The sequence below is a fragment of the Planifilum fulgidum genome (assembly GCF_900113175.1).
Taxonomy (GTDB): domain Bacteria; phylum Bacillota; class Bacilli; order Thermoactinomycetales; family DSM-44946; genus Planifilum; species Planifilum fulgidum.
Map to the genome: position 1 here is coordinate 1 of NZ_FOOK01000011.1, position 21,202 is coordinate 21,202.

The following is a 21,202-nucleotide window of genomic DNA, read 5'->3' on the forward strand; positions in this document are numbered from 1 at the left end:
AACAACTGTATAAACGACGGAGTCAGACCATTGAGCGCAGCTTCGCTGACGCCAAAGAACTTCATGGGCTTCGTTATGCACGCTACAGGGGGCTTGCCAAAGTCAGAGAGCAATGCCTCCTTATTGCCGTGGCTCAAAACATCAAAAAAATGGCCTTGCTCCTCTCGAAGAGAGGAAAAGGCTTTGTGATCCGCCTAATTTACCAAATCTAATTTCCTTTATCTGTTTATTCCCCATAAACATGCAACCCCTGGCGCTTTTCTTGCGAAAAGAGCCAGGGGGTTTGTCATCAATCTCGGGGAAGTGCCGCCGATTAAAGGCGGCACTTCCCTTGTTATCTGTGAAATTTTCGCGCGGGAAGGCCGTCGTCCCCCGGCCTGGCTCCCCCTTTCCGCCGCATGCGCCGAAACCCGGCAACCGGTCATCCCCCCCGGAATGGACCGCGCCGGGCCGCCTTTCCGGGCGACGCGGCATCGTTCCAAGTCCGCTGCGACGGCCGTGGATTGGAGACCCCGCCATTCGGCTGTGTGGTGACTCGGTTGCTTTCGATGCGACGTCTTAACGCTTCTGCGGGCCGAGGACCTTTCGGACGATCCGAAGCCTCGTCGATCTTTTCCTTTCATCTTCTTTTGCGATTTGCCGTTTTCGCATTCAGTCGCCCTGCGGCAGATTCAGACGCCGGACCGTGTCCGCGGCGAAGTCCGATGTGAGCCGGACGGATAGGCGGTAACCGTCCTTCTCCAGCGAAACTTCCGTCCGATTCCCTCCGCCGTCCCTGCCAAACCGGGAAGAGAGGCGGGAGAAAAAGTCTTCGTCGGGCGTTCCCAGCACCACGTGCATGTCGGGCTTCAGCGCCCGCATGGCGATCGGGATCCACGGGCGGTTTCTGTCGACCGTCACGGCGTGGGCCGTCCCACTGATGACGAAGGAGAACTGCTCGCTGGGATCCTTGGAACGGAAGCCGAGCTCCGTTTCGAGCCATGACCGAAACCGGGGCACGCTCTGTACCGGGAACCCGATTTCCCGCAGATACAGCGCGTTGAGCGGCCCGTGCGCCGGGATTACATCTTCGGGAACATAGGAATGGGCGATGAGCTCGACCAGATTTCCGTCCCCGTCCCGGAAGTAGAGATTGCGCCGGATCGGGGTTTCGTCGATTTCACGGCCGTCGGGCCAGGCGGCAATCAGCAGCCCGGACCGCCGGACGAGGTCGGCGGACTCGTAAAAGCGGGAGTAGGGCACTTGAATGGCAAAGTGAACCGGTGCAAGGGGCTTGTCCGACAGGAAAAAAGACAAACGGGCAAAGGCCGTCAGAGAAAAGGAGATTTGATCGGAAGATTCATCGGCGACGGGAAGGCCCAGCCGCTGGTGGTATACTTGCTTGGTTCCGCTGATGGAGACAGTGGGAAGACGCAATTCGGCAAAGTGCGTGATCAATGTTTTTGGCCTCCTGAATGTATTTAAATTTGCGCAGATTAATCATACACGCGCTTTTCCCCCTTGCCCAGAAAATCCTGGACATTGTCCGTTTTTCTTTTTCGCGAAGACGGCATTGGGATGCTATTCCTTTGAATTCAAATGATTTATAATATCTAGAGGATAGACTCAATTTTGCCGGCGAAGCCGCGGGTTTTCCGGGAGTCAAACGTTCGATGACGGAAGGAGTTGGGATGGATGGGACGCCCCTGGCGAAAGAAGCGGAACATTTCGGTGATGATCGCCTTGGTCTTGGTGCTCGCCGCTTGCGGTTCCGGCGGGCAGAGCGCCGACGGCGGCGGGGACAACAAGCAGGTGGAGATTTTCAGCTGGTGGACCGGTGCGGGGGAGGAAGCCGGGCTCCATGCCCTGATCGATTTGTTCAAGGAAAAGCATCCCGACATTGAAGTGATCAACGCCGCCGTGGCCGGTGGAGCGGGCACCAACGCCAAGGCGACGTTGGCCACCCGCATGCAGGGGAATGATCCGCCGGACACCTTCCAGGTGCACGGAGGAGCCGAGCTGAACGAGGGATGGGTGGCGGCCGGAAAGATGGAGCCCCTGAACGATTTGTACGAAGAAGAGGGGTGGATGGATAAGTTTCCCGAGGAGCTCATCGAGCTGGTCAGCAAGGACGGCAACATCTATTCCGTTCCGGTCAACATTCACCGGGGCAATGTCCTGTGGTACAACAAGAAGATTTTCGAAGAAAACGGGCTGAAGCCGCCCAAGACCTTTGACGAGTTTTTCGACGTGGCCGAAAAGCTGAAGAAAAAGGGCGTCACTCCCCTGGCGCTGGGGGACAAGGAGCCTTGGACGGCCACCCACTTGTTTGAGACGGTTCTCCTCGGGACCCTGGGGCCGGAGGACTACAACAAGGTGTGGAGCGGGGAGCTGGCCTTCGATGATCCCAAGGTGAAGAAGGCCCTTGAAACCTTCAAGCGGATGCTCCGGTACACCAACAGCGACCACGCCGCCCGCAACTGGCAGGACGCCGCCCAGATGGTGGCCAAGGGCGAAGCGGCGATGAACGTGATGGGGGATTGGGTGAAGGGCTACTTCACCACCGATCTGAAATTGAAACCGAACAAGGATTTCGGCTGGGCTCCGACTCCGGAGACCGAGGGCACCTTCATGGTGATCACGGACACCTTCGGTCTGCCCAAGGGGGCCAAAAATCCCGAAGCGACCAAGGCTTTCCTCAAGGTGCTGGGCTCCGTCGAGGGGCAGGACGTGTTCAATCCGCTGAAGGGATCGATCCCCGCCCGGGTGGATGCGGATGTGAACAAATACGACGAATACGGCAAACAGACCATCGAGGACTTCAAGAACAATCGGCTGACGCCCAGTTTGGCCCACGGTTCCGCGGCTGCGGAAGGATTCCTGACGGAGGCGAACAAGATCATCAACACCTTCGTCACCCAGGGGGACGTGGACCAGGCCGCGGGTGCCCTGAAACAGGCGGCCACATCCAGCGGGATCGGAAAGTGAGAAAGGTTCATTTCGCCTCTCGGCCGGCGTGTCCGCTTGCCTGAGGTCAAGCAGGGGCGGTTGTGACGCGCGATGGCGTTGCAATGCGCCCCTTTCGACGATTTGATCCAATTCACCGGAGAAGGAGCAATGGGATGAGGCGAAAGGAACAGTGGATGTCGTTTTTGCTGGTGCTTCCCTCTTTCTTGGCAATCGCCGTCTTCGTTTACGGATTTATCGGCTGGACGGGGGCCGTTTCCTTCACGGAATGGAACACCCTGGTTCCCGATTGGTCCTGGGCGGGGCTGAAAAACTATCTGTACCTGTTTGGTGATCTCCGCTTCCAGGCGGATTTGCGCAACACGCTCGTGTTCACGGTGCTCTTCATCGTCCTGTCGACGGGGTTGGGCCTTTTCTTGGCGGTTATGCTGGACCGCCGAATCCGCGGCGAGTCCGTGTTTCGCAATATTTTCATCTTTCCCATGGCCTTGTCCTTCATCGTGACGGGTGTGGTGTGGCAGTGGATCTTCAACCCTTCCACGGGGGTCAACCTGCTTCTGAAGGAGTGGGGATTGGAGAAGCTTCCCCAGTGGTACGTGGACACCCGGGTGATTCCCGGCGTGGAGTGGGGTCAAATTTCCTTCGGAATCCCCCTGGCGCTGATCGCCGTGGTGATCGCCGCCGTCTGGCAGCTGTCCGGCTTTGCGATGGCCATGTACCTGGCGGGCCTGCGGGCGATTCCCGAGGAACTGCGGGAGGCGGCCCGGGTGGACGGGGCCAATGAATGGCAGGTGCTCCACAAGGTGGTCCTGCCCCAGCTCCGACCGATCACCTGGAGCGTCGTCATCATCCTGGGGCACATTTCCCTGAAGATCTTCGATCTGATCTATGCGATGACGGGCCCCGGGGCGATGTTTGTGACGGACATGCCGGGGGTGTACATGTTTGAGACCACCTTCCGGGGGAACCACTACGCCCAGGGGGCCGCCATCGCGGTGATCATGCTGCTTCTGGTGTCCGCCCTGATCGTTCCTTATCTTTGGAGCAACCTGCGCAGGGGGGTGGAGTGATGCCCATCGCACGCCGGGTTTTGCGGCTGCTGCTCTATCTGATCCTGCTGTCCCTCTCCCTGTTTTATCTGACACCCGTTTACGTCATGGCGGTCACCAGCTTCAAGGGGATGGAGGAAGCCACCCTCGACCGCATGTGGGATCTGCCCTCCTCCTTCGATCTGGCAAGCTATGCGACCGCCTACGAGAAGCTGGCCCCGCACCTGCTCAACAGCCTGTATCTGACGATTCCGGCCACCCTTTTCACGGCCCTTCTGGGATCGCTGAACGGATATGTCCTGTCCAAATGGCGCTTCCGCGGCGCCGACACGCTGTTCACCCTGCTGTTGTTCGGCATGTTCATTCCTTACCAAAGCATCCTGATTCCCTTGATCCAGTTCATGCAGGGCATCGGCCTGTACAACTCGATCCCCGGCTTGATCCTGATTCACGTGGTGTACGGGATTCCGATCGCCACCCTGATCTTCCGCAATTTTTACGCGGGGATTCCGACGGAGATCCTGGAGGCGGCCAAGATTGACGGTTGCGGAATGTTGGGCATTTACCGGCGGATCATCCTGCCCCTGTCCCTGTCCGGTTTTGTGGTGGTGGGCATCTGGGAGTTTACCCAGGTGTGGAACGAATTTCTTTTTGCCGTCACGATGACCACTTCCACCCAGCAGCCGGTCATGGTTGCCCTGCAAAACCTCTCGGGCAGCCAGATCGTGCAGTGGAACGTGCAGATGGCCGGCGCCCTGCTCGCCGCGCTGCCCACCCTGCTGGTGTATATTTTTCTGGGCAGGTACTTCATCCGCGGCCTCCTGGCCGGTTCGCTGAAGGGATGAGCCGCCGTCGTCCGGCGGAGACCGAAGGGGTCCTGCCCGCGGTTTTCCTCCGGCGATTTTTTCACCGCTGGCCGAAGATGTTTGATCCTCGCCGACCGGTGGAATTTTCATGACGGGTCAGGTTTCCCGGTTCGGTGGCCTTTGAAAGAAGGTGAACATTTTACGAAAACCCCTGACCCAGTGATTTTTTGCCCTTTTTGACTGCAGAAATTTCTGATATAATTAGCATGTGACAGATTGAACAAACTTTGCGTCCATGGGCTTCAATTGGACCGGGAGGGGGAGGAGTCAGGGAGATGCTGCATATCGTCGTCTGTGTCAAACAGGTTCCCGACAGCCGTGAGATACGGATCGATCCCAAGACGAACACGCTCATCCGTCAGGGAGTGCCTGCCATCGCCAATTTCTACGACATGCACGGATTGGAGGAAGCCCTTCGCATCAAGGACCGGTACGGCGCCCGCATCACCGTGATCACCATGGGTCCGCCGCCCGCCGAAAAGGCGTTGAAGGAATGCATTTCCCTCGGGGCGGACGAGGCGATCCTGGTGACGGACCGGAAGTTCGCCGGGGCGGATACGCTGGCCACTTCCTATGTGCTGGCCAAGGCGATCCAGAAGGCGGCGGATCAATTCGGTCCCGTCGACCTGGTGTTCTGCGGCAAGCAAACCCTGGACGGAGACACGGGACAGGTCGGACCGGGAATCGCCTGCCGGTTGAATCTGGAGCAGCTCACCTATGTCGAGAAGGTGGTGAATCTGGACCCCGAGAAGCGGCGGATCACCGTCCATCGCCATCTGGAGGACGGCGTGGAAGTGGTGGAGACGAAATTGCCCGCGCTGATCACGGCGCTTCAGGAATTGAACAAGGTCCGCCGGGCCAGTTTGCCCGGAATGATCCGGGCGGCCCGTTACAAGCCCATCGTCTGGTCGGTCAAGGATTTCCCGGATATCGACATGAACAATATCGGGCTCAGGGGGTCGCCGACCATCGTCGCCAAATCGTGGGTCCCCGAGCAAAAGCCGGTTGACGGCGAGATCCTGGAGAAGGCGTCTCCGGAAGAGACGGCCAAGAAGTTGGTCGACAAGCTGTGGGAGACCGAACTGCCGGAGAAGCTCGGCTGGGTTGAGGAGAGGGAGGAGGTCGCCCAATGACGGAAAAAATCAAACAAAACGCTGAACCCGACTGGTCCGAGTACCGGGGCGTGCTGGTGGTCGTTGAACAACGGGACGGGAAAGCCAAGCCGGTTTCCTGGCAGCTGTTGGGGATCGGACGGAAGTTGGCCCAAAAGCTGGAGGTGGACACCCTCGCGCTGGTGATGGGGCACGACGTCGAGCACCTGGCTCGGGAGGCGGTGTATTACGGGGCGGACAAGGTGTACATCGCCGACGATCCGGTGCTGAAGCATTACCGCACCTATCCCTACAGCCGGGTCTGCCTGGAGTTGTTCCGCAAAATCAAGCCGGAGATCGTCCTGTTCGGCGCCACCTATACCGGGCGGGATTTGGCCGGGGCGATTGCGACGCACCTTCCGACGGGACTGACCGCCGATTGCACGATGCTGGACGTGGAGCCCCCGCCAAGCCGGCTGCTTCTCGCCAGCCGTCCGGCCTTCTCGGAAAAGATGGTGGCGACGATCCTGTGCAAAAAATATCGCCCGCAGATGGCGACGGCGCGGCCGGGGGTGTTCGACGCCCTGCCGAGGGATCCTTCCCGCCAGGGAGAGATGATCCCCTTCCCATGTCCCGTGAAGGAAGAAGATGTGGCCGCCCGGGTGATCGACTTTATTCAGGATGAACAGCGGGTGAACCTGGAGGACGCCTCCGTGATCGTGGCCGGCGGTCGTGGACTGGGCGGCCCCGAAGGTTTCAAGGTGCTCAAGGAGTTGGCGGATGCCCTGGGCGGCGAGGTCGGGGCGAGCCGTGCCGTGGTGGAAGCGGGATGGATCAGCCACGACCACCAGGTGGGGCAGACGGGCCACACCGTTCGGCCCAAGCTGTACATCGCCGTCGGGATTTCCGGCGCCGTCCAACATGTGGTGGGGATGCAGAATTCCGATGTCATCGTGGCGATCAACAAGGATCCGAACGCTCCCATCTTCAAGGTGGCCCACTATGGGGTGGTGGGTGACTGGGCCGAGATCGTTCCGGCGATGATCGAGGAAGTGAAAAAGCGCAGGGGACTTGCAACGGTCGAAACTTGATGTCGGCCGCAAGTCGCACCGCCGGGGGTGGCGCGGAGGCGCAGCATGAGGCGCAAGGCCGAGGCGCCCCTCCGGCGCCCGACGAGCTTCATCAGTCTTTGAAACGGCAGGATTTCATGGACGGAAGACCACAGGGAACGGAGGAGGCGGAGAGGATGGCTCAGGAAAAATTTGACGCTATCGTGGTGGGGGCCGGACCCGCCGGCAGCGCCGCCGCCTATACGATGGCCAAGGCGGGACTTTCGGTGGTGCTCCTGGAACGGGGCGAATTTCCGGGTGCCAAAAACTTGTTCGGCGGCGTATTGTATCGGAAACAGCTGGAGGACATCCTTCCGGACAAGTGGAAGAAGGCGCCGGTGGAACGGCGGATCGTCGAACAGCGGATTTGGCTGATGGGAGAAGAGTCGGCCGTCACCCTGAGTCACCGCAATGAAGCGTTCAAGGAACCGCCCAACTGCTGGACGGCTCTGCGCGTCAAATTTGACCAATGGTTCGCCGATCAGGCGGTGGAAGCCGGAGCCCTGCCCATCTATTCGACCGTGGCGACCGAGTTGATCACCGAAGGGGACCGGGTGATCGGCGTCCGCACGGACCGTGAAGACGGGGATCTGTACGCCGATGCGGTGATCATCGCCGACGGGGTGAACTCGCTTTTGGGGAAATCCCTGGGCATCCACCGGGAGTGGAGGCCGGACGAGGTTTCACTGGCGGTCAAAGAGGTGATCGCTCTCCCCCGGGAAAAGATCGAGGACCGGTTCAACCTGGAGAAGGACGAGGGGGTCACCATCGAATTTATGGGCAAAACCTCCCTCGGGATGGCCGGGCTGGGCTTTCTCTACACGAACAAGGACACCCTTTCCCTGGGCATCGGCATCATGGTGAACCATCTCAAAAAGAATAAGATCAAGCCCTACGAGATTTTGGACCATGTCAAGAAACACCCGATGATCCGGCGCCTCATCGAGGGTGGGGAAGTGAAGGAATATTCCGGACACTTGATCCCCGAAGGCGGTTGGAATTCGGTCCCGCAGCTCAGCGGAAACGGTTGGTGCATCACGGGGGACGCCGCGCAGTTGGTCAACTTTGTGCATCGGGAAGGATCCAACCTGGCGATGATGTCGGGCAAATATGCCGCGGAGGCGGTGATCGAGGCGAAGAAGCGCGGAGATTTCTCCCGGGAGACCCTCAGCCTGTACGACGAGAAGGTTCGCCAATCCTTCATCCGAAAGGACCTCGTCAAATACAAGGGCATGCACGAATTCCTGATGGAGGAGGATCCCGACCTTCTCTTCAATCGCCTGCCGCAGGCGGCCAATCAGGCCTTCTATGAACTGTTCCTCGTGGACGGGGTTCCCAAGGGCGAGAAACAGAAGAAGATGTTCCAATACCTGAAGGAGGCTGCCGGCGGGGTCTGGGGGCTCGCCAGACTGGGGATTAAAGGATGGAGGGCGATGAACGGATGAGTGAAATGAAAATCGCCGATCGGTTGTTCACCATCCGGTACAAAGTGGATGAACAGTCCCACCTGATCATCAAGGATCAGGAGGTGTGCCGGAAGTGCGAAACCAAGGAGTGCACCCATTTCTGCCCGGCGGATGTCTACGAATGGACCGGCGAAATGACCACGGTGGCCTTTGAAAACTGCATCGAGTGCGGGACCTGCCGGATCGGCTGTCCCTATTACAACATCCACTGGGTGTATCCGAAGGGCGGTTATGGCATCACGTATAAATACGGATAAAAACCAGCGGGGACTCCCCCCGGAGGATGGAAGGGGTGTGCCGCGGGGGCTGAATGCTGCGGCACACCTTTTCGGGTGTATGGAGCTTTCACCCTGTCTGACGCGGGACAGGGTTGTTTTATGGTCGGCCGCGAAATGGATGGGGGACGGATTTTTCCGGTATAATGGGATCAAGATTTGCCAAGAAGGCGAATGCGCCATCAGTGGGGAGGGAAACGGATGGATCTTCGGGATTACCGCAATTGCTTGGGAACCTTCGCCACCGGTGTGACCGTGGTGACCTTCAACACCGATCATGGCAAACACGGATTCACCGCCAATTCCTTCACTTCGGTGTCTCTTGAACCTCCTCTGGTCCTGGTTTCGGTCAACCGGAAAATCAAATCCTGCGCTTACATGCGCGACAACGCCTTTGCCGTCAACATCCTCCGCGGAAACCAGCAGGACCTCGCCCTTCATTTCGCGGGCAAGCCCCGGGAAGGTCTGGAGATCCGATGGAAAGAGGGCGATTATGCCCCCTATCTGGCCGATGCTCTCGCCACCATCCAATGCGTTCCCTGGAAGGCTTACGACGGCGGCGATCATGTGCTGTATCTGGGCGAAGTGAAGCACTACCAATACGATGAGGGCGATGCCCTGGGCTTTTTCCGGGGGAACTTCTTTCCCATCTCTTCGGATGCCGGAAAGTGAGACGGAGCGTCGCAGGCGGGCATGATTCTGGATGGGAGGAGCGCTGAACATGGCTTATTTTGCGGCCATTTTGCACATGGAAAAGCCGGAACTCAATCAGAAATTCCGCCCGCAGCATCTGGCCTATCTGGAGTCCCTGAAGGAGCAGGGGAAGATTTTCGCGATGGGGCCCTTTGCCGACGGGGCGGGGGGAATGGTGATCTATATCGCCGACTCCCTGGAAGAGGCCAAAAGCATGGCGGAAAAGGACCCGTATGTGGTGGAGGGGGTCCGCCGGTTGGAACTGCACGAATGGAAGATGGTCCGGGGTTGAAAAAGAAAATCGCCGTCACCGGGGCCCCGGAGGCCGGGTGACGGCTCAACCTGTTGGTACGGAAGGGGATTGTGGAAAGCAACCTTCCATGGTATATGAATATGCGCATCACCTGCTTCGTAATGCCGCACCTGCGGCGTTTTTTTATTTGCCGACGGGCGGGCGCGCCGAAAGGCGGCGGAAAGGGGCAGTGGAAACCGGGGCCGGAAGAGTTCGGGGAGGGCGCTTTTCAAGGGATCCTGTCGAAAAGCGGGTTCTTTTGCCTTGTTTTGTAAAGGGCGGAGGATTTGCGGGTGAAATGGTGTAAAAAGAACAATAATCCAAATTGGGATGCAGATGGAAAGGAGCGGGGTCCCTTGGCTTCCTCTCCGGAAAAGGATCCTAACGGCGCTTCCGACCGCGCGGAGATGTTTTATACCTTGGAGGAAGTGTCCCAGGCGATGAAGGTGAGCATCGAAAATCTTAAGCGCCGCCTTTCCGAGGGCGCGATCCGAGGTGTGCAAAAAGGAGGGCAGTGGATGATCCCCCGGGAGGAAATGGAGAAGTTGGGGGATGAACCCGGGAAGGATCCGGATCCCGAACCCTTTCAGGGCGGGGTGAAGGAGTCGACGGCGTTGACCGTCCTTTCGGCGGATCAGGAGGAAAAAGAAGAAAAAAAGGAGGAGCCGTGGAGGAAACGGGCGAGGGAGCTTTTTTCCGACTGGCTGAGCGGCTTCAGAAACGCGAAGTGGAACGGGAAACTGGACGAGAAGGTGAAGGAGTGGATCGGGCGCTTTTTTCACATTGTTGAGCGCCTCAGAAAAAAGGAGGTGGAGGAAGAGGGCGTCCGGCAGCAGGTGAGCCTCAAACTGGGATTGATGACGGGACGCAAGGAAATGACCTGTGATTTTTGCCTGGTGACGGATCATTTTTATCCCGGAGCCCTGTTCGCCGACGTTTACGTGGACGGAGAGCTGAAATGGGTGATGTGCCCCAATTGTTTGTGGTACTGCCGGGAACAGTCAAACGGCTCCCTGGAAAAGAACGTGCGGGCCCGTTTCCATCAGCTGGCCCACCGTTTGGAGCAGGAGGCGCGCCGCGCCCGTCGCCTGGCCTCGACGGAGGACTTCCGCGTGCCCGGCCGACACGAATGGGAAGCCTGGGAAACGGCCTCTTACGCCCTCAAGGAAGTGGCGTCATCCCAGGCCTTTCACGGGGAATTCAAGACGGATGAAAATGGAGAATAATAAAGTGACGCCGGGAAGGAAAGCTTTGTCGGCCGCGCTGAAGCCGGGGCGAAACATCGCTTTTTTCCCGGTCCCCGATTTCTTCCGCCACCTGCCGGGTGGCCTTTATTTTTTTGAAAGGTTCGTGCGGGATACGCGCGCCGAGGAGCTTCCACACCTCTTCTTCCCTTCGTTTCCAGAGGGGAACGACCGGAGAACATCCCGCCGCTTTCCGGCCGCCTCGTTGATTAAAGGAACGGAAATAGGGAAAAACAGGTAAAGAAGTCTGTTTGAGGGGATGGGACAAAGGGTGGAGAGGAACTTCGGGTCCATAAAGTGGACGAATTTTCACGGCGCCAATCTTGCTTATCTCGTCGAGCAATACGAACGCTATGTCGAGAATCCCCGTTCGGTTGAAGCGTCCGTCCGGACGCTTTTTGAGCGCCTGGGTCCGCCGCCCGTGACGCCGCCGGAGGACGTTTCCGGGGAGGAGCGGGGAGATCCGGCGCTGATCCGGAAGGTGGTGGCCGCCGTGGAACTGGCGCAGCGGATCCGCACCTACGGACACCGCCTGGCCCGGATCAATCCCCTGAAAAGGGAGATTCTTTCCGATCCCCGGCTCGATCCCGCCGCCTGCGGACTCACCGAGGAGGATCTCCGCCGGATGCGGGCCGTCTGGATTTGGCCGGAAGCTCCCGCGGGCGTGCGGACGGGTTTGGAAGCGATCGCGAAGCTCAGGGAGATTTACACCGGTTCCCTGGCCTTCGAATTTTCCCATGTGCATGATCCCCGAGAGCGGGAATGGCTGGAGCGTCAGGTGGAATCCGGGGGAATCCGTCCCTTCTTGCCGCCGGATCAGCAGATCGGACTGTTGAAACGGCTGATTGAGGTGGAGGAATTCGAGCGGTTTCTGCACCGCACCTTTCCGGGGCAAAAGCGGTTCTCCATCGAAGGTATCGACGTGTTGGTGCCGATGCTGGATGAATTGATCCGCCGGAGCGTCCATGACGGCGTCAAAAATGTCATGATCGGCATGGCCCACCGGGGCCGGCTCAACGTATTGGCACACGTGCTCGGCAAACCCTATGAAGTCATCTTTTCCGAATTTCATCACGCCCCCGACAAGGAGCGGGTTCCCTCCGAGGGGTCGGCGGGAATCAATTTCGGATGGACAGGGGATGTGAAGTATCACCTGGGCGCCGAGCGGGAATGGGAGGAGGCGGACCGGAGGGAAATCCTCCACGCCCGGCTCACCCTCGCCAACAATCCCAGCCATCTGGAATTTGTGAATCCGGTCGTCGAGGGGTATGCCCGCGCCGCCCAGGAAGACCGCCAACATCCCGGCTTTCCGAAACAGGACATGAGCCGCGCCTTGGCGATCCTGATCCACGGAGACGCGGCCTTTCCCGGTGAGGGGATCGTGGCCGAAACCCTCAACTTAAGCCGGCTCCGGGGTTACACCACGGGGGGGACGATTCATATCATCGCCAACAACCAGCTGGGGTTCACCACGGAAAGTTCCGATGCCCGGTCCACCGCTTACGCCGGCGATCTGGCCAAAGGCTTTGAAATTCCGGTGGTTCATGTCAACGCGGACGATCCGGAGGCCTGTCTGGCCGCCGTCCGGTTGGCCTGGACGTACCGCTGCCGGTTCCGGAAAGATTTCCTGATCGATCTGGTGGGATACCGGCGCTACGGCCACAACGAAATGGACGACCCCGTCGCGACGCAACCCCGGATGTACGAGCAGATTCAAAAACATCCGAGTCTGGCCGAACAATACGCCGGGCGGCTGGAGGAGGAGGGGCGGATTTCCCGGGAGGAAGTGGAGAAAGCCAGAAGGGAGGTGGAGGAACGGCTGAGGCGGGCTTACCGCAAGATGAAGGAGGATCCGCCCGACGAATGGGCGGCCATGAAGAAAGAAGCTCCGGTTCCGGCACTGCCGGAGGTGGAGACGACGGTGGATGAGGAGACCCTTCGCCGGCTCAACCGGGAATTGCTGCGCAAGCCGGAGGGATTCCACCGGTATCCGAAACTGGAGCGGATTCTTCTTCGCCGGGCCGAAGCTCTGGAGAAGGAGGGAAAGGTGGATTGGTCCCTGGCGGAAGCCTTGGCCTTTGCCACCATCCTGACGGACGGGATTGCCATCCGCATGTCCGGGCAGGACACGGAGCGGGGCACCTTCGCCCAGCGTCACTTGGTCCTGCACGATCCGAAGACGGGCCGTTCCTATTCCCCCCTGCACCTTCTCAGCCAGGCGCGGGCCTCCTTCGCCATATACAACAGCCCCCTTTCCGAAGCTTCCGTATTGGGTTTTGAGTACGGATACGACGTGTTCGCAACCGACACCCTCGTCCTGTGGGAAGCGCAGTTTGGCGATTTCGCCAACGCCGCCCAGGTGATCATCGACCAGTTTCTCTCTTCCGGCCGCGCCAAGTGGGGGCAGCGGTCCGGACTGGTGATGCTCCTGCCCCACGGCTACGAAGGCCAGGGGCCCGAGCACTCCAGCGCCCGTCTGGAGCGGTTTTTGCAACTGGCGGCGGAGAACAACTGGGTGGTGGCCAATCCGACCCGGGCTTCCCAGATTTTTCACCTGCTGCGCCGGCAGGCGCTGCTGCTGGGGAAACCTGCCGAACGGCCCCTGATCCTGATGACGCCGAAAAGCCTGCTCCGCCATCCTCAAACCGCCTCGCCCCTGACGGATTTGACGGAGGGACGGTTTCAACGCGTGATCGAACGGCCGGGATGGGAGAATCGGGCCGACCGCGTGGAGCGGCTGCTCCTTGCGAGCGGGAAAATCGCCGTGGAGTTGGAAGAGAGGTTGGAGGGCGAACAAGCCGGGGAGCGGATGCATCTCGTGCGGGTGGAACAGCTGTATCCGTTTCCGGAGGAGGAGATCCTCCGGGCGGTGCGGCGTTTTCCCCGACTGCGGGAAATGGTTTGGGTCCAGGAAGAACCGAGGAACATGGGCGCCTGGACCTATGCGGAACCCCGGTTGCGCGCCATGGCGCCTGCGGGAATAGCCGTTCGCTATGTCGGTCGTCCCGAGCGGTCCAGTCCGGCGGAGGGCTTCTCCAAGCTCCACGACATCGAACAACGGCGCATTCTCGACGAAGCGACTTGCTTGACTCCGACTCACACCGCTTCCAAACCGGGAGGGAACGAAACATGATGGAAATCAAGGTGCCGGAATTGGCGGAATCCATCACTGAAGGAACGATCTCCAAATGGGTGGTTCGGGAGGGAGAGGCCGTTCGGGAAGGGGATGTCGTCGCGGAACTGGAAACCGACAAGGTGAATGTGGAAATCAGCGCCGAACAAAGCGGGGTTTTGAAAAAAATCTTGAAGGGGGAGGGGGAGACCGTCCGCGTGGGGGAGGCGATCGCCCTGCTCGGGGAAGCGGACGGGGAGGCTGCGGAATCCGAGGCGGGGAAAAAAGCGGAGGAGCCGGTTTCCGATCCGCCTCCGGAACCCCGGGAGGAGGAAGGCGGTGAAGCTGAAGAGGATGCCCGGCCATCTCCCGCCGGCTACCCCGTGGCCACGCCCGCCGCGCGAAAGTGGGCGCGGGAGCGGGGAATCGATCTGCGCCGGGTATCCGTCCGGGATCCCCGGGGAAGGGTGACAGCGGAGGATGTTCGGAACTACTCGGCCGAAGCCCCTTCTGGAAGGGAGGCTCCCGCCGATCCGGCAAAGGTGCTGCCGGCGGGGGAAGGGGAACGGCCGGTGGAGCGGGTCCGGATGACTCGCCGCCGCCTCACCATCGCCCGCAGGCTTCTGGAAGCCAAGCAGTCAACGGCGATGCTCACCACCTTCAACGAAGTGGACATGAGCGCCGTCATGGAGATTCGGCGACGCCGGAAAGAGTGGTTCCGGGAGCGGCATGACGTGGGGCTGGGGTTCATGTCCTTCTTCACCAAGGCCGTTGTGGGGGCGCTAAAGGCCTTTCCCCTCCTCAACGCGGAGATTCAGGGAGAGGAGATCCTGATCAAGAAGTATTACGACATCGGCATCGCCGTGTCCACGGATCAGGGTCTCGTCGTTCCGGTCGTCCGGGATGCGGACCGGCTCAGCTTCCCGGAGATCGAGCGCCGGATCGCCATCCTGGCCGAAAGGGCCCGGTCCGGGTCCCTCACCCTGGAGGAGCTGCAGGGAGGCACCTTCACCATCACCAACGGCGGCGTGTTCGGCTCCCTCGCTTCCACCCCCATTCTCAACCCGCCCCAGGTGGGGATCCTGGGCATGCACAAGATTCAGAAGCGGCCGGTGGCCGTGGAGGATGACCGGGTGGAAGTGCGGCCGATGATGTATCTCGCCCTTTCTTACGATCACCGGATCATCGACGGGAAGGAGGCGGTCAGCTTCCTGGTCCGGGTGAAGGAATTGATAGAAGATCCGGAGCAGCTGCTGCTGGAGGGGTGAGCTTCGGGATTTCAAACCGGGAAATGGCCGAAAAGGAATCGGTCCCGGGAAGGACCGATTCCTTTTTACTTCGGCGCTATTCCACGATCTCGTCGCTGAATTCGAACCGGCTCACGTCGAACAGGGGCCCCTCATGCCTTTTGCCGCCCTTGAAAACGAGATACAGATCGTGGATGCCGTAGGCTCCGTCTTTTTCATTGGTGTCGATCATGGTTGATACAGTGAACCGCTTGTCCGCGCCTTTCCCTTTCGGAACCCGCATGGTGCCCACCTTTTTGCCCCCGGGATGGTCCAGACGGACTTCGATCGTTCCTCCCCCGCGGGAGGCGACGCGGGCGTGCATGCTTAAGATGCCGCGCATGTGCGCTTGTCCGTTGGCGGAACCGTCGGCAAAATTGACGCGGGTGTACCGGATGTAAGAGCCGTCCTTCAGGGGCACGGCCGCTTTGCCTTCCGGGGTGTTTTTCAGACGGATTCCCGACTGCCCGTCATTTTCATGGGGATAGTAGGTGGAGAACACATCCTTCAGCTCCGGCAGCGCGGGGAGTTCAAATTGCTCCGGTATGAAGGTGGTCACGCTTTTCTCCCTCAAGTTCACGGTGAAGCGGTGCTTTTTGACCTTGACCGCGTCCAGTTTCTTCAGATTTTCACTGGCGGAAGTGCGGTAGGGCACGACGGAATGCACATTTTTCGGAAAGCCCTTCAGATAAAAGGTGACGGTTTGCGGTTTCGGGCTGTTGTTTACAGCTACGACGGCAAAATTGCCCGTTTTCGGATCCTTGTAGGCGGTCACCAGCACATCCTCCGCCGGGTGCTTGTCCGCTTCGATCCTTTTGTAACCGGGCCGGATGAAGCGGCTGTAATTGCCGAAGGCGTAATATCGCTTGAAGACGCGGAACAGATTGTTTTCCGTGGGGGCGACCCGTTGATCCGACCCGTCGTTGGAAAGTCGGATCAAATCGGAACCGTCCGCGCCGTTGTTGGCGGCGGGCCACCACCAGAAATAGGCGCTCACGCCGGTGACGTCGAACATGTTTCCGATGAGGGTGGCGTATTTCAGGCCGTCTTCGATGGTGTTGTGCGCAAAGGTTTGCTTCGCTTCGCCCTGGTTCATGTATTCCGTCTGCCAGATCGTTTTTCCCAGTTCCTTCGATCGGGCAAAGGCGTCGGGATCCGGCATCGTATCGCCGGCGAGCAATCCCTGGTAGGCGTGGGCGGCGACCACGTCCACCGCGGGGGCGGTTTTCGGATCCGTCAAGGCGGGAAGCGCGTATTCCTCCGAAAACTTCATCGACTCACCCAGAACGATTTTGGCGGAAACGCCTTTTTCCTTGAAGGTGGGAGCCAAATAATCGCGGACGAAGAGGTTCAGTTCCTCCGGCGTCCAGAGACAGCTGGAATACAGGGTTGACACCTCCGGTTCATTGGCGGGGGAGATGTGCGTGATGTCGATGCCGAAGTGTTCCTTGTAACCCTTCACATAAGCGGCCAGGTATTCGGCGTATTTCCGATACATCGATTTATCGAGCTTGTTCGGAGGATCGCCGCCGGTGTCGATCACGCTGCGGTTTTTCTTCATCCAGGCCGGAGGGCTCCATGCGGTGCTGAAAAAGGTCCTTACGCCCCTCTTTTTCGCTTCGTTCATGATCCAGATCTGATACCGGTCGAAGGAATCCTTGTCCCAATCTTCATCGTCCCAGACGAATTTGTCCGGCTCGGGCATGATGGTTTCACTTGGGCCGTCGTAGTGAGGATCGCCCCATTCCTCGATCCCGCCGTCACCGATCACATTGCGGACGATGCTCAGCCCGATTCCCTTTTCCCGGCTGAAGATCATGTCTAAGATTTGCGTCCGGACCGGCTCGTCCAGGCGCATGATGGAGCCGCCTTTGTGAAAGGCGAAAGATCCGCCGAATCCGTCGATCACCTGCCTCTCCGCATTCCAGTCGATCGTGGAGACGCCGCGGGGAAGGGCGGGGGTGTGAGCCGCGGCGGAAGCCGACGCGCCGATGACGATAAACAAGCAGAGCAACGCAACGAGCAGCGGGGCAAAGGGCTTTCGGAGCATATCCATCCTCTCCTTGTCAATGGGATCCGACGGGGGCCGGGATGCATACTAGTATGGTAGTTTAAACGAATGAGGAAAAGAATTAATTTTCTAATTATTGATTTTATTATTTACCGGAAGAGCTGTCAAATAATGATCATCATTGGGGCGCTCCGTGGGGTTTTTTGGTACAAGACGGCTCCGCCGTCACAGCGAGTTTGTATCCTCGATCCTTGACCCTCATTCCATTTATGGGACACGGGATATCCTTCCCCTGAAGAGGCAAAAAGGGAATGGCCGGTCTTTCCTGTCGGACCTTACCGTTGCTGATTCCCGCAAGGAAGCACCCAGCCGGATCACTAAATCGCCCGCGGCGAAAAAATATCCGGCGGCGGACTTTTTCCGGACCCCACGGGGGCCGTTGGAACATGGAGGTCAAGCGCCGTTTCCGTTCCATCCAGCGCGCCCTGGGCACTTGGACCGATCTTGCACATTGGATGTCGTTTCAGGAACAGCCCTTGGGCTGCTGAAGAACTCGACATGGGGGACGAGGACAGTATCCGGCGAGGTTTATCATCCAAGTCGTCACCTCTTCGCTGAAACGGGGTTTTCAATCCATAAGAGGGGATCTCCGCATCCATCTTCCCGCGTCATGTACCGGTTTGAAATCGGTCTCATTTTGCCCATTCGGTGAACGACGGCTGAAGCCATCCGCTGAAGCAATCATCCCGACCATTGCCTTGTGCGGCGATGGGAAATTTTCCTATGTGCTGGCTGCGGGAGCCGAAAAAGTTTGCCGCCGGTTGAGGCGGCATTTTGGCATCCCGGTCCAGGCCGGGGGAAAAGGCGGGCTCTGCGGCACCAAGGGATGCGATATCAAACGAAGCCCGTTCAAGATAAGGGCAAAAGAACCTGAAGGCCCGCCGGTTGCGGGCTTTGTTGCCGTGTTCAAACAACAAAGGAGCCGTCGGACCCTTTTGATGCAGGTCTTGGAACGCTGCGGAAGAGATCTTTTCCATTCGGCGGGCTTGCTTAAAGAGGTCGAATGGACGCATGTTCCGGTTTATTGCGCCGAAGGTTGCCTTTCCTTGGGCATGACAAGCGCGGTGTGCCTGCTTGCGCTATCGCGTCGCGGACTCCACCGCCTGCCTGGAAGGCACGCCGAACAGGGCACGCAGGTGGGCGTTGAGGAAGCGTCCCTCGGGATCCTGCTCGTCGCGGATCCGGCAAAAATCGTTCCACCGGGGATAGAGGCGGCTCAGCTCCTCGGCGGTCAGCGAGTGCATCTTGCCCCAGTGGGGGCGGCCCCCGTGGCGGCGGAAGATCGCCTCCATCGCGGAGAAATAGGCTTCATGGGGCATTCCCCGGTACATGTGCACCGCGATGAAGGCCGTGTCCCGGCCATAGGCGGGACTGAGCCAGATGTCGTCCCCCTTGACGTACCGGCACTCGATGGGGAAATGGACGGCAAACCGGCGGCGCCGGATGGTTTCCCGGATCTCCCGCACAGCCTCCGGCAGCTTCTCCGCCGGAAGGGCGTACTCCATCTCGTTGAAGCGGACCAGGCGGGGCGTCGCGAACAGCCGGTGGCTGTCCCCCACCTCTTCCACCGTGGGCACTCCCCGGGCGGACAGGCGGCTGATGGAGGGGCACAACCGGGGAAAGCGGCGGGCGGTCTCCGAAAGGAGCCAAAAGGCGCCGTTTTCGAGGAAAAGTTTGCTGAAGCGGCTCCAGAGTCCGCCGGCGGAGGCCGCCCGATCGGTTTCATCCATGAATTTCACCTGGACGAGATCCGTGTGGGGAAACCAGTAAAATTCGAAGTGGCGGTGTTCGCGGCGGTAGCGGTCCAGGCGGTTCAGGCAGTCCTCGAGGGGCATCCGTCCGCTCCGGTAATGGAGCCGGTACCGGGGAAGCACCCGCAGCGTGACGCGGACGATCACCCCCAGGGCGCCGAGGGAAACCTGCGCCGCCTTGAACAGCTGCGGATTTCGGTCCGGGGAGCATTCGACCACCTCCCCCCTTGCGTTGACGAGGGTGAGGGCGGCCACCTGTGTGGACAGAATGCCGAAGTCCGTCCCGGTGCCGTGGGTGCCGGTGCTGATCGCCCCCGCGATGGACTGGGCATTGATGTCCCCCAGGTTTTCCTGGGCCAAGCCGTGCCCGTGGAGGAGCTCCCCCAGCTCCTTCAGTTTGGTTCCGGCCCGGACCGTGACGAGCCGGCGCTCTTTGTCCACCGCTTCCAAACCGCGAAACCGGTCGAGGGAGAGAAGGATGCCGTTTGTTTCGACTAGGGGCGTGAAGGAATGGCCCGAACCGACGACGCGGATCGATTTGTTTTCGTCGGCGGCCTGCCGGATGATCCCGGCCACCTCCTCCACGGAAGCCGGATAAAGGATGCGCTTCGGCCGAAAGCGGGCGGAACCGGACCAGTTTTTCCACTCTCTCCGCCTCACAGAAAACACCTCCCGTCTCCGCGGTACGTGGTGGCTTCCCCGACGATCCGTCCCTCCGAAAACAGGTGGAGCCGGTCGAAGCGCTCGCACAATTCCCCGGCCTTGGCGTGGCGCAGGAAGACCGGATCCCCCAGATTCAGGGCAACCGGTCCCTCGTAGCGGACGGGCGTCTGGACCTCGCCGGCGCCTTCCAGCGGGAGCAGGCGGGTTCCCTCCGGCAGGTAAGGCATCGGCAGTTTGTCGCGGCCGGCGGCGCCGGAGGCCACGTAACCGCCTCCCGCGCAGGTGTAGACGCCGGGACGGGGCCTGCGGACGATCTCGATGGCGAAACCCGCGGCGGGCTGGTACCGGAAATCCCGGTAATAATCGAACAAGACCGGAGCATAAAGTCCCGACCCCACGGTCACCTCCGTCACCGACGGGTCCCGGGCGGTGGTGGCGAGGCTTCCCGTCCCGCCTCCGTTGACGAAGCGGAGGGGGATTCCCAGCTCGCGGACGGCCTGAACCATTTCCGCCCGCCGCTCCGCCACGACCCGGACGGAGTGCCGTTTGAGCAGGCGGACAAGGAGATTTCTGGCCCAAGCGCCCGGATAGCGGTCGCCCACCCCGGCGATCTGAGCCTCGTAACCCATCAGCCCGTCCAGCAGGAGATGGGGTGAAGAGGCGATGCGGCGGGCCAGCGCCAGCGTCTCCTCCTTGGTCCGGAGGGGGGATCGCCGGACGCCGAAGTGGAGGCCGGGGTAGGAGACGGACATGTCGATGTCCAGGCAGACGGGGATGCGCACCCCCGTTTCCCGGGCGATCGCCTCCAGGTGGTCGATATGCTCCGCCGAGTCCGCCATCAGGGTGATCCGGCGGCCGTCCGCGATCTTGCGCGCCGCCTGCCGGAGGTGCTCCGGCTCCCAGGCGGGATAACCGACGAGCAGATCGTCCAGTCCCTGTTCGGCGAGATACAGCGCTTCGGGGACGGTGAAACACATGACGCCCCGGAAGCGGTCGGAGGCTTGGAGCACGAACTGGATCACCCGGACGCTTCGCAGGGATTTGCTGGCGAGGCGGAGAGTTTTATCGCCGCACTTTTCGGCGATGCTGCGGATGTTTTCCGAAAGGAGATCCAGGTCGAGATAGGCAAAGGGTTTGGGGACGCCTTCAAAGGCGCGGCGGTAGGTCTCGTAATCCCGTTTGATCATGTCGTATCCTCCCAAACCTCCAAATTTCCCAGGCGAAATGTTCCCATGTGTCGTTCAATTCCAAAAATAACGAGCAAACTCTTTCTTCTCCATTTTCCCCG

The 21,202-nt window shown here is 60.0% G+C and carries 19 protein-coding genes; 14 read left to right on the top strand and 5 right to left on the bottom strand.

The window, feature by feature from the left end; all coding sequences use genetic code 11:
- Nucleotides 1-212: transposase (locus BM063_RS07820; protein ID WP_177199047.1), on the top strand; the 212-nt coding region annotated here is incomplete at its 5' end.
- A gap of 439 nt (nt 213-651) precedes the next feature.
- Here BM063_RS07820 and BM063_RS07825 read toward each other — a convergent pair.
- Nucleotides 652-1,437: a VOC family protein gene (locus BM063_RS07825; protein WP_092037632.1), complete on the bottom strand. Its 786-nt coding sequence runs from the start codon at nt 1,435-1,437 to the stop codon at nt 652-654.
- 237 nt (nt 1,438-1,674) lie between these two features.
- On the opposite strand from BM063_RS07825, the gene BM063_RS07830 reads away from it, so the two are divergent.
- The 13 genes from BM063_RS07830 (at nt 1,675) to odhB (ending at nt 15,411) form a co-directional block, all read left to right on the top strand.
- Nucleotides 1,675-2,967: an ABC transporter substrate-binding protein gene (locus tag BM063_RS07830; protein ID WP_092037635.1), complete on the top strand. Its 1,293-nt coding sequence runs from the start codon at nt 1,675-1,677 to the stop codon at nt 2,965-2,967.
- A 134-nt stretch (nt 2,968-3,101) separates the two neighbouring features.
- Nucleotides 3,102-4,016, top strand: coding sequence for a carbohydrate ABC transporter permease (locus tag BM063_RS07835; protein WP_245752165.1), 915 nt, complete (start codon nt 3,102-3,104; stop codon nt 4,014-4,016).
- Nucleotides 4,016-4,840 (top strand): carbohydrate ABC transporter permease, encoded by an 825-nt coding sequence (locus BM063_RS07840; protein WP_092037644.1) that lies wholly within the window; start codon nt 4,016-4,018, stop codon nt 4,838-4,840. The genes BM063_RS07835 and BM063_RS07840 overlap by 1 nt, the downstream gene beginning before the upstream one ends.
- Before the next feature lie 296 nt (nt 4,841-5,136).
- Complete coding sequence (locus BM063_RS07845) at nt 5,137-5,994, top strand: electron transfer flavoprotein subunit beta/FixA family protein (protein ID WP_092037647.1); 858 nt, start codon at nt 5,137-5,139, stop codon at nt 5,992-5,994.
- A complete protein-coding gene (locus BM063_RS07850) occupies nt 5,991-7,043 on the top strand; it encodes an electron transfer flavoprotein subunit alpha/FixB family protein (RefSeq protein WP_092037651.1) in 1,053 nt (350 codons plus the stop codon). The genes BM063_RS07845 and BM063_RS07850 overlap by 4 nt, the downstream gene beginning before the upstream one ends.
- A gap of 155 nt (nt 7,044-7,198) precedes the next feature.
- On the top strand, nt 7,199-8,506 hold the full coding sequence (locus tag BM063_RS07855; protein ID WP_092037653.1) for an FAD-dependent oxidoreductase: 1,308 nt from the start codon (nt 7,199-7,201) through the stop codon (nt 8,504-8,506).
- The gene (locus tag BM063_RS07860) at nt 8,503-8,784 is read left to right on the top strand and encodes a ferredoxin family protein (protein WP_218154425.1); all 282 of its coding nucleotides are present in this window, start codon (nt 8,503-8,505) and stop codon (nt 8,782-8,784) included. Before BM063_RS07855 ends, BM063_RS07860 begins: the two co-directional genes overlap by 4 nt.
- A 219-nt stretch (nt 8,785-9,003) precedes the next feature.
- A complete protein-coding gene (locus BM063_RS07865) occupies nt 9,004-9,474 on the top strand; it encodes a flavin reductase family protein (RefSeq protein WP_092037655.1) in 471 nt (156 codons plus the stop codon).
- A 49-nt stretch (nt 9,475-9,523) separates the two neighbouring features.
- Nucleotides 9,524-9,787: a YciI family protein gene (locus tag BM063_RS07870; protein WP_092037657.1), complete on the top strand. Its 264-nt coding sequence runs from the start codon at nt 9,524-9,526 to the stop codon at nt 9,785-9,787.
- A gap of 518 nt (nt 9,788-10,305) precedes the next feature.
- A complete protein-coding gene (locus BM063_RS07880; RefSeq protein ID WP_143085275.1) occupies nt 10,306-11,013 on the top strand; it encodes a hypothetical protein in 708 nt (235 codons plus the stop codon).
- 25 nt (nt 11,014-11,038) lie between these two features.
- A complete protein-coding gene (locus BM063_RS07885) occupies nt 11,039-11,272 on the top strand; it encodes a hypothetical protein (RefSeq protein WP_092037664.1) in 234 nt (77 codons plus the stop codon).
- An 18-nt stretch (nt 11,273-11,290) separates the two neighbouring features.
- Nucleotides 11,291-14,164 carry a 2-oxoglutarate dehydrogenase E1 component gene (locus BM063_RS07890; RefSeq protein WP_092037666.1) on the top strand — a complete coding sequence of 958 codons (2,874 nt, stop codon included), beginning with the start codon at nt 11,291-11,293 and terminating at the stop codon, nt 14,162-14,164.
- Nucleotides 14,161-15,411, top strand: coding sequence for a 2-oxoglutarate dehydrogenase complex dihydrolipoyllysine-residue succinyltransferase (gene odhB / locus BM063_RS07895; protein ID WP_092037668.1), 1,251 nt, complete (start codon nt 14,161-14,163; stop codon nt 15,409-15,411). Before BM063_RS07890 ends, odhB begins: the two co-directional genes overlap by 4 nt.
- A gap of 76 nt (nt 15,412-15,487) precedes the next feature.
- Here the strand turns inward: odhB and BM063_RS07900 are convergent, their stop codons facing one another.
- The 4 genes from BM063_RS07900 to BM063_RS07915 all read right to left on the bottom strand — a co-directional run bounded on the left by BM063_RS07900 (nt 15,488) and on the right by BM063_RS07915 (nt 21,101).
- Entirely contained in the window at nt 15,488-17,479 is a 1,992-nt protein-coding gene (locus tag BM063_RS07900) for a glycoside hydrolase (RefSeq protein WP_245752169.1), read from the bottom strand.
- Nucleotides 17,480-18,132: 653 nt separating this feature from the next.
- Nucleotides 18,133-18,477: a hypothetical protein gene (locus tag BM063_RS07905; protein WP_143085276.1), complete on the bottom strand. Its 345-nt coding sequence runs from the start codon at nt 18,475-18,477 to the stop codon at nt 18,133-18,135.
- A 102-nt stretch (nt 18,478-18,579) separates the two neighbouring features.
- The gene (locus tag BM063_RS07910) at nt 18,580-19,920 is read right to left on the bottom strand and encodes a D-arabinono-1,4-lactone oxidase (protein WP_092037672.1); all 1,341 of its coding nucleotides are present in this window, start codon (nt 19,918-19,920) and stop codon (nt 18,580-18,582) included.
- Nucleotides 19,908-21,101, bottom strand: coding sequence for an amino acid deaminase/aldolase (locus tag BM063_RS07915; RefSeq protein ID WP_092037674.1), 1,194 nt, complete (start codon nt 21,099-21,101; stop codon nt 19,908-19,910). Before BM063_RS07915 ends, BM063_RS07910 begins: the two co-directional genes overlap by 13 nt.
- Nucleotides 21,102-21,202: the final 101 nt, after the last annotated feature.

Excerpts from the sequence above, each read along its gene's own strand:
- BM063_RS07830 (WP_092037635.1), top strand. The coding sequence starts at position 1,675 with ATGGGACGCCCCTGGCGAAAGAAGCGGAACATTTCGGTGATGATCGCC.
- BM063_RS07835 (WP_245752165.1), top strand. The coding sequence starts at position 3,102 with ATGAGGCGAAAGGAACAGTGGATGTCGTTTTTGCTGGTGCTTCCCTCT.
- BM063_RS07840 (WP_092037644.1), top strand. The coding sequence starts at position 4,016 with ATGCCCATCGCACGCCGGGTTTTGCGGCTGCTGCTCTATCTGATCCTG.
- BM063_RS07845 (WP_092037647.1), top strand. The coding sequence starts at position 5,137 with ATGCTGCATATCGTCGTCTGTGTCAAACAGGTTCCCGACAGCCGTGAG.
- BM063_RS07850 (WP_092037651.1), top strand. The coding sequence starts at position 5,991 with ATGACGGAAAAAATCAAACAAAACGCTGAACCCGACTGGTCCGAGTAC.
- BM063_RS07855 (WP_092037653.1), top strand. The coding sequence starts at position 7,199 with ATGGCTCAGGAAAAATTTGACGCTATCGTGGTGGGGGCCGGACCCGCC.
- BM063_RS07860 (WP_218154425.1), top strand. The coding sequence starts at position 8,503 with ATGAGTGAAATGAAAATCGCCGATCGGTTGTTCACCATCCGGTACAAA.
- BM063_RS07865 (WP_092037655.1), top strand. The coding sequence starts at position 9,004 with ATGGATCTTCGGGATTACCGCAATTGCTTGGGAACCTTCGCCACCGGT.
- BM063_RS07870 (WP_092037657.1), top strand. The coding sequence starts at position 9,524 with ATGGCTTATTTTGCGGCCATTTTGCACATGGAAAAGCCGGAACTCAAT.
- BM063_RS07880 (WP_143085275.1), top strand. The coding sequence starts at position 10,306 with ATGATCCCCCGGGAGGAAATGGAGAAGTTGGGGGATGAACCCGGGAAG.
- BM063_RS07890 (WP_092037666.1), top strand. The coding sequence starts at position 11,291 with ATGGGACAAAGGGTGGAGAGGAACTTCGGGTCCATAAAGTGGACGAAT.
- odhB (WP_092037668.1), top strand. The coding sequence starts at position 14,161 with ATGATGGAAATCAAGGTGCCGGAATTGGCGGAATCCATCACTGAAGGA.
- BM063_RS07900 (WP_245752169.1), bottom strand. The coding sequence starts at position 17,479 with ATGCTCCGAAAGCCCTTTGCCCCGCTGCTCGTTGCGTTGCTCTGCTTG.
- BM063_RS07905 (WP_143085276.1), bottom strand. The coding sequence starts at position 18,477 with ATGGAAAAGATCTCTTCCGCAGCGTTCCAAGACCTGCATCAAAAGGGT.
- BM063_RS07915 (WP_092037674.1), bottom strand. The coding sequence starts at position 21,101 with ATGATCAAACGGGATTACGAGACCTACCGCCGCGCCTTTGAAGGCGTC.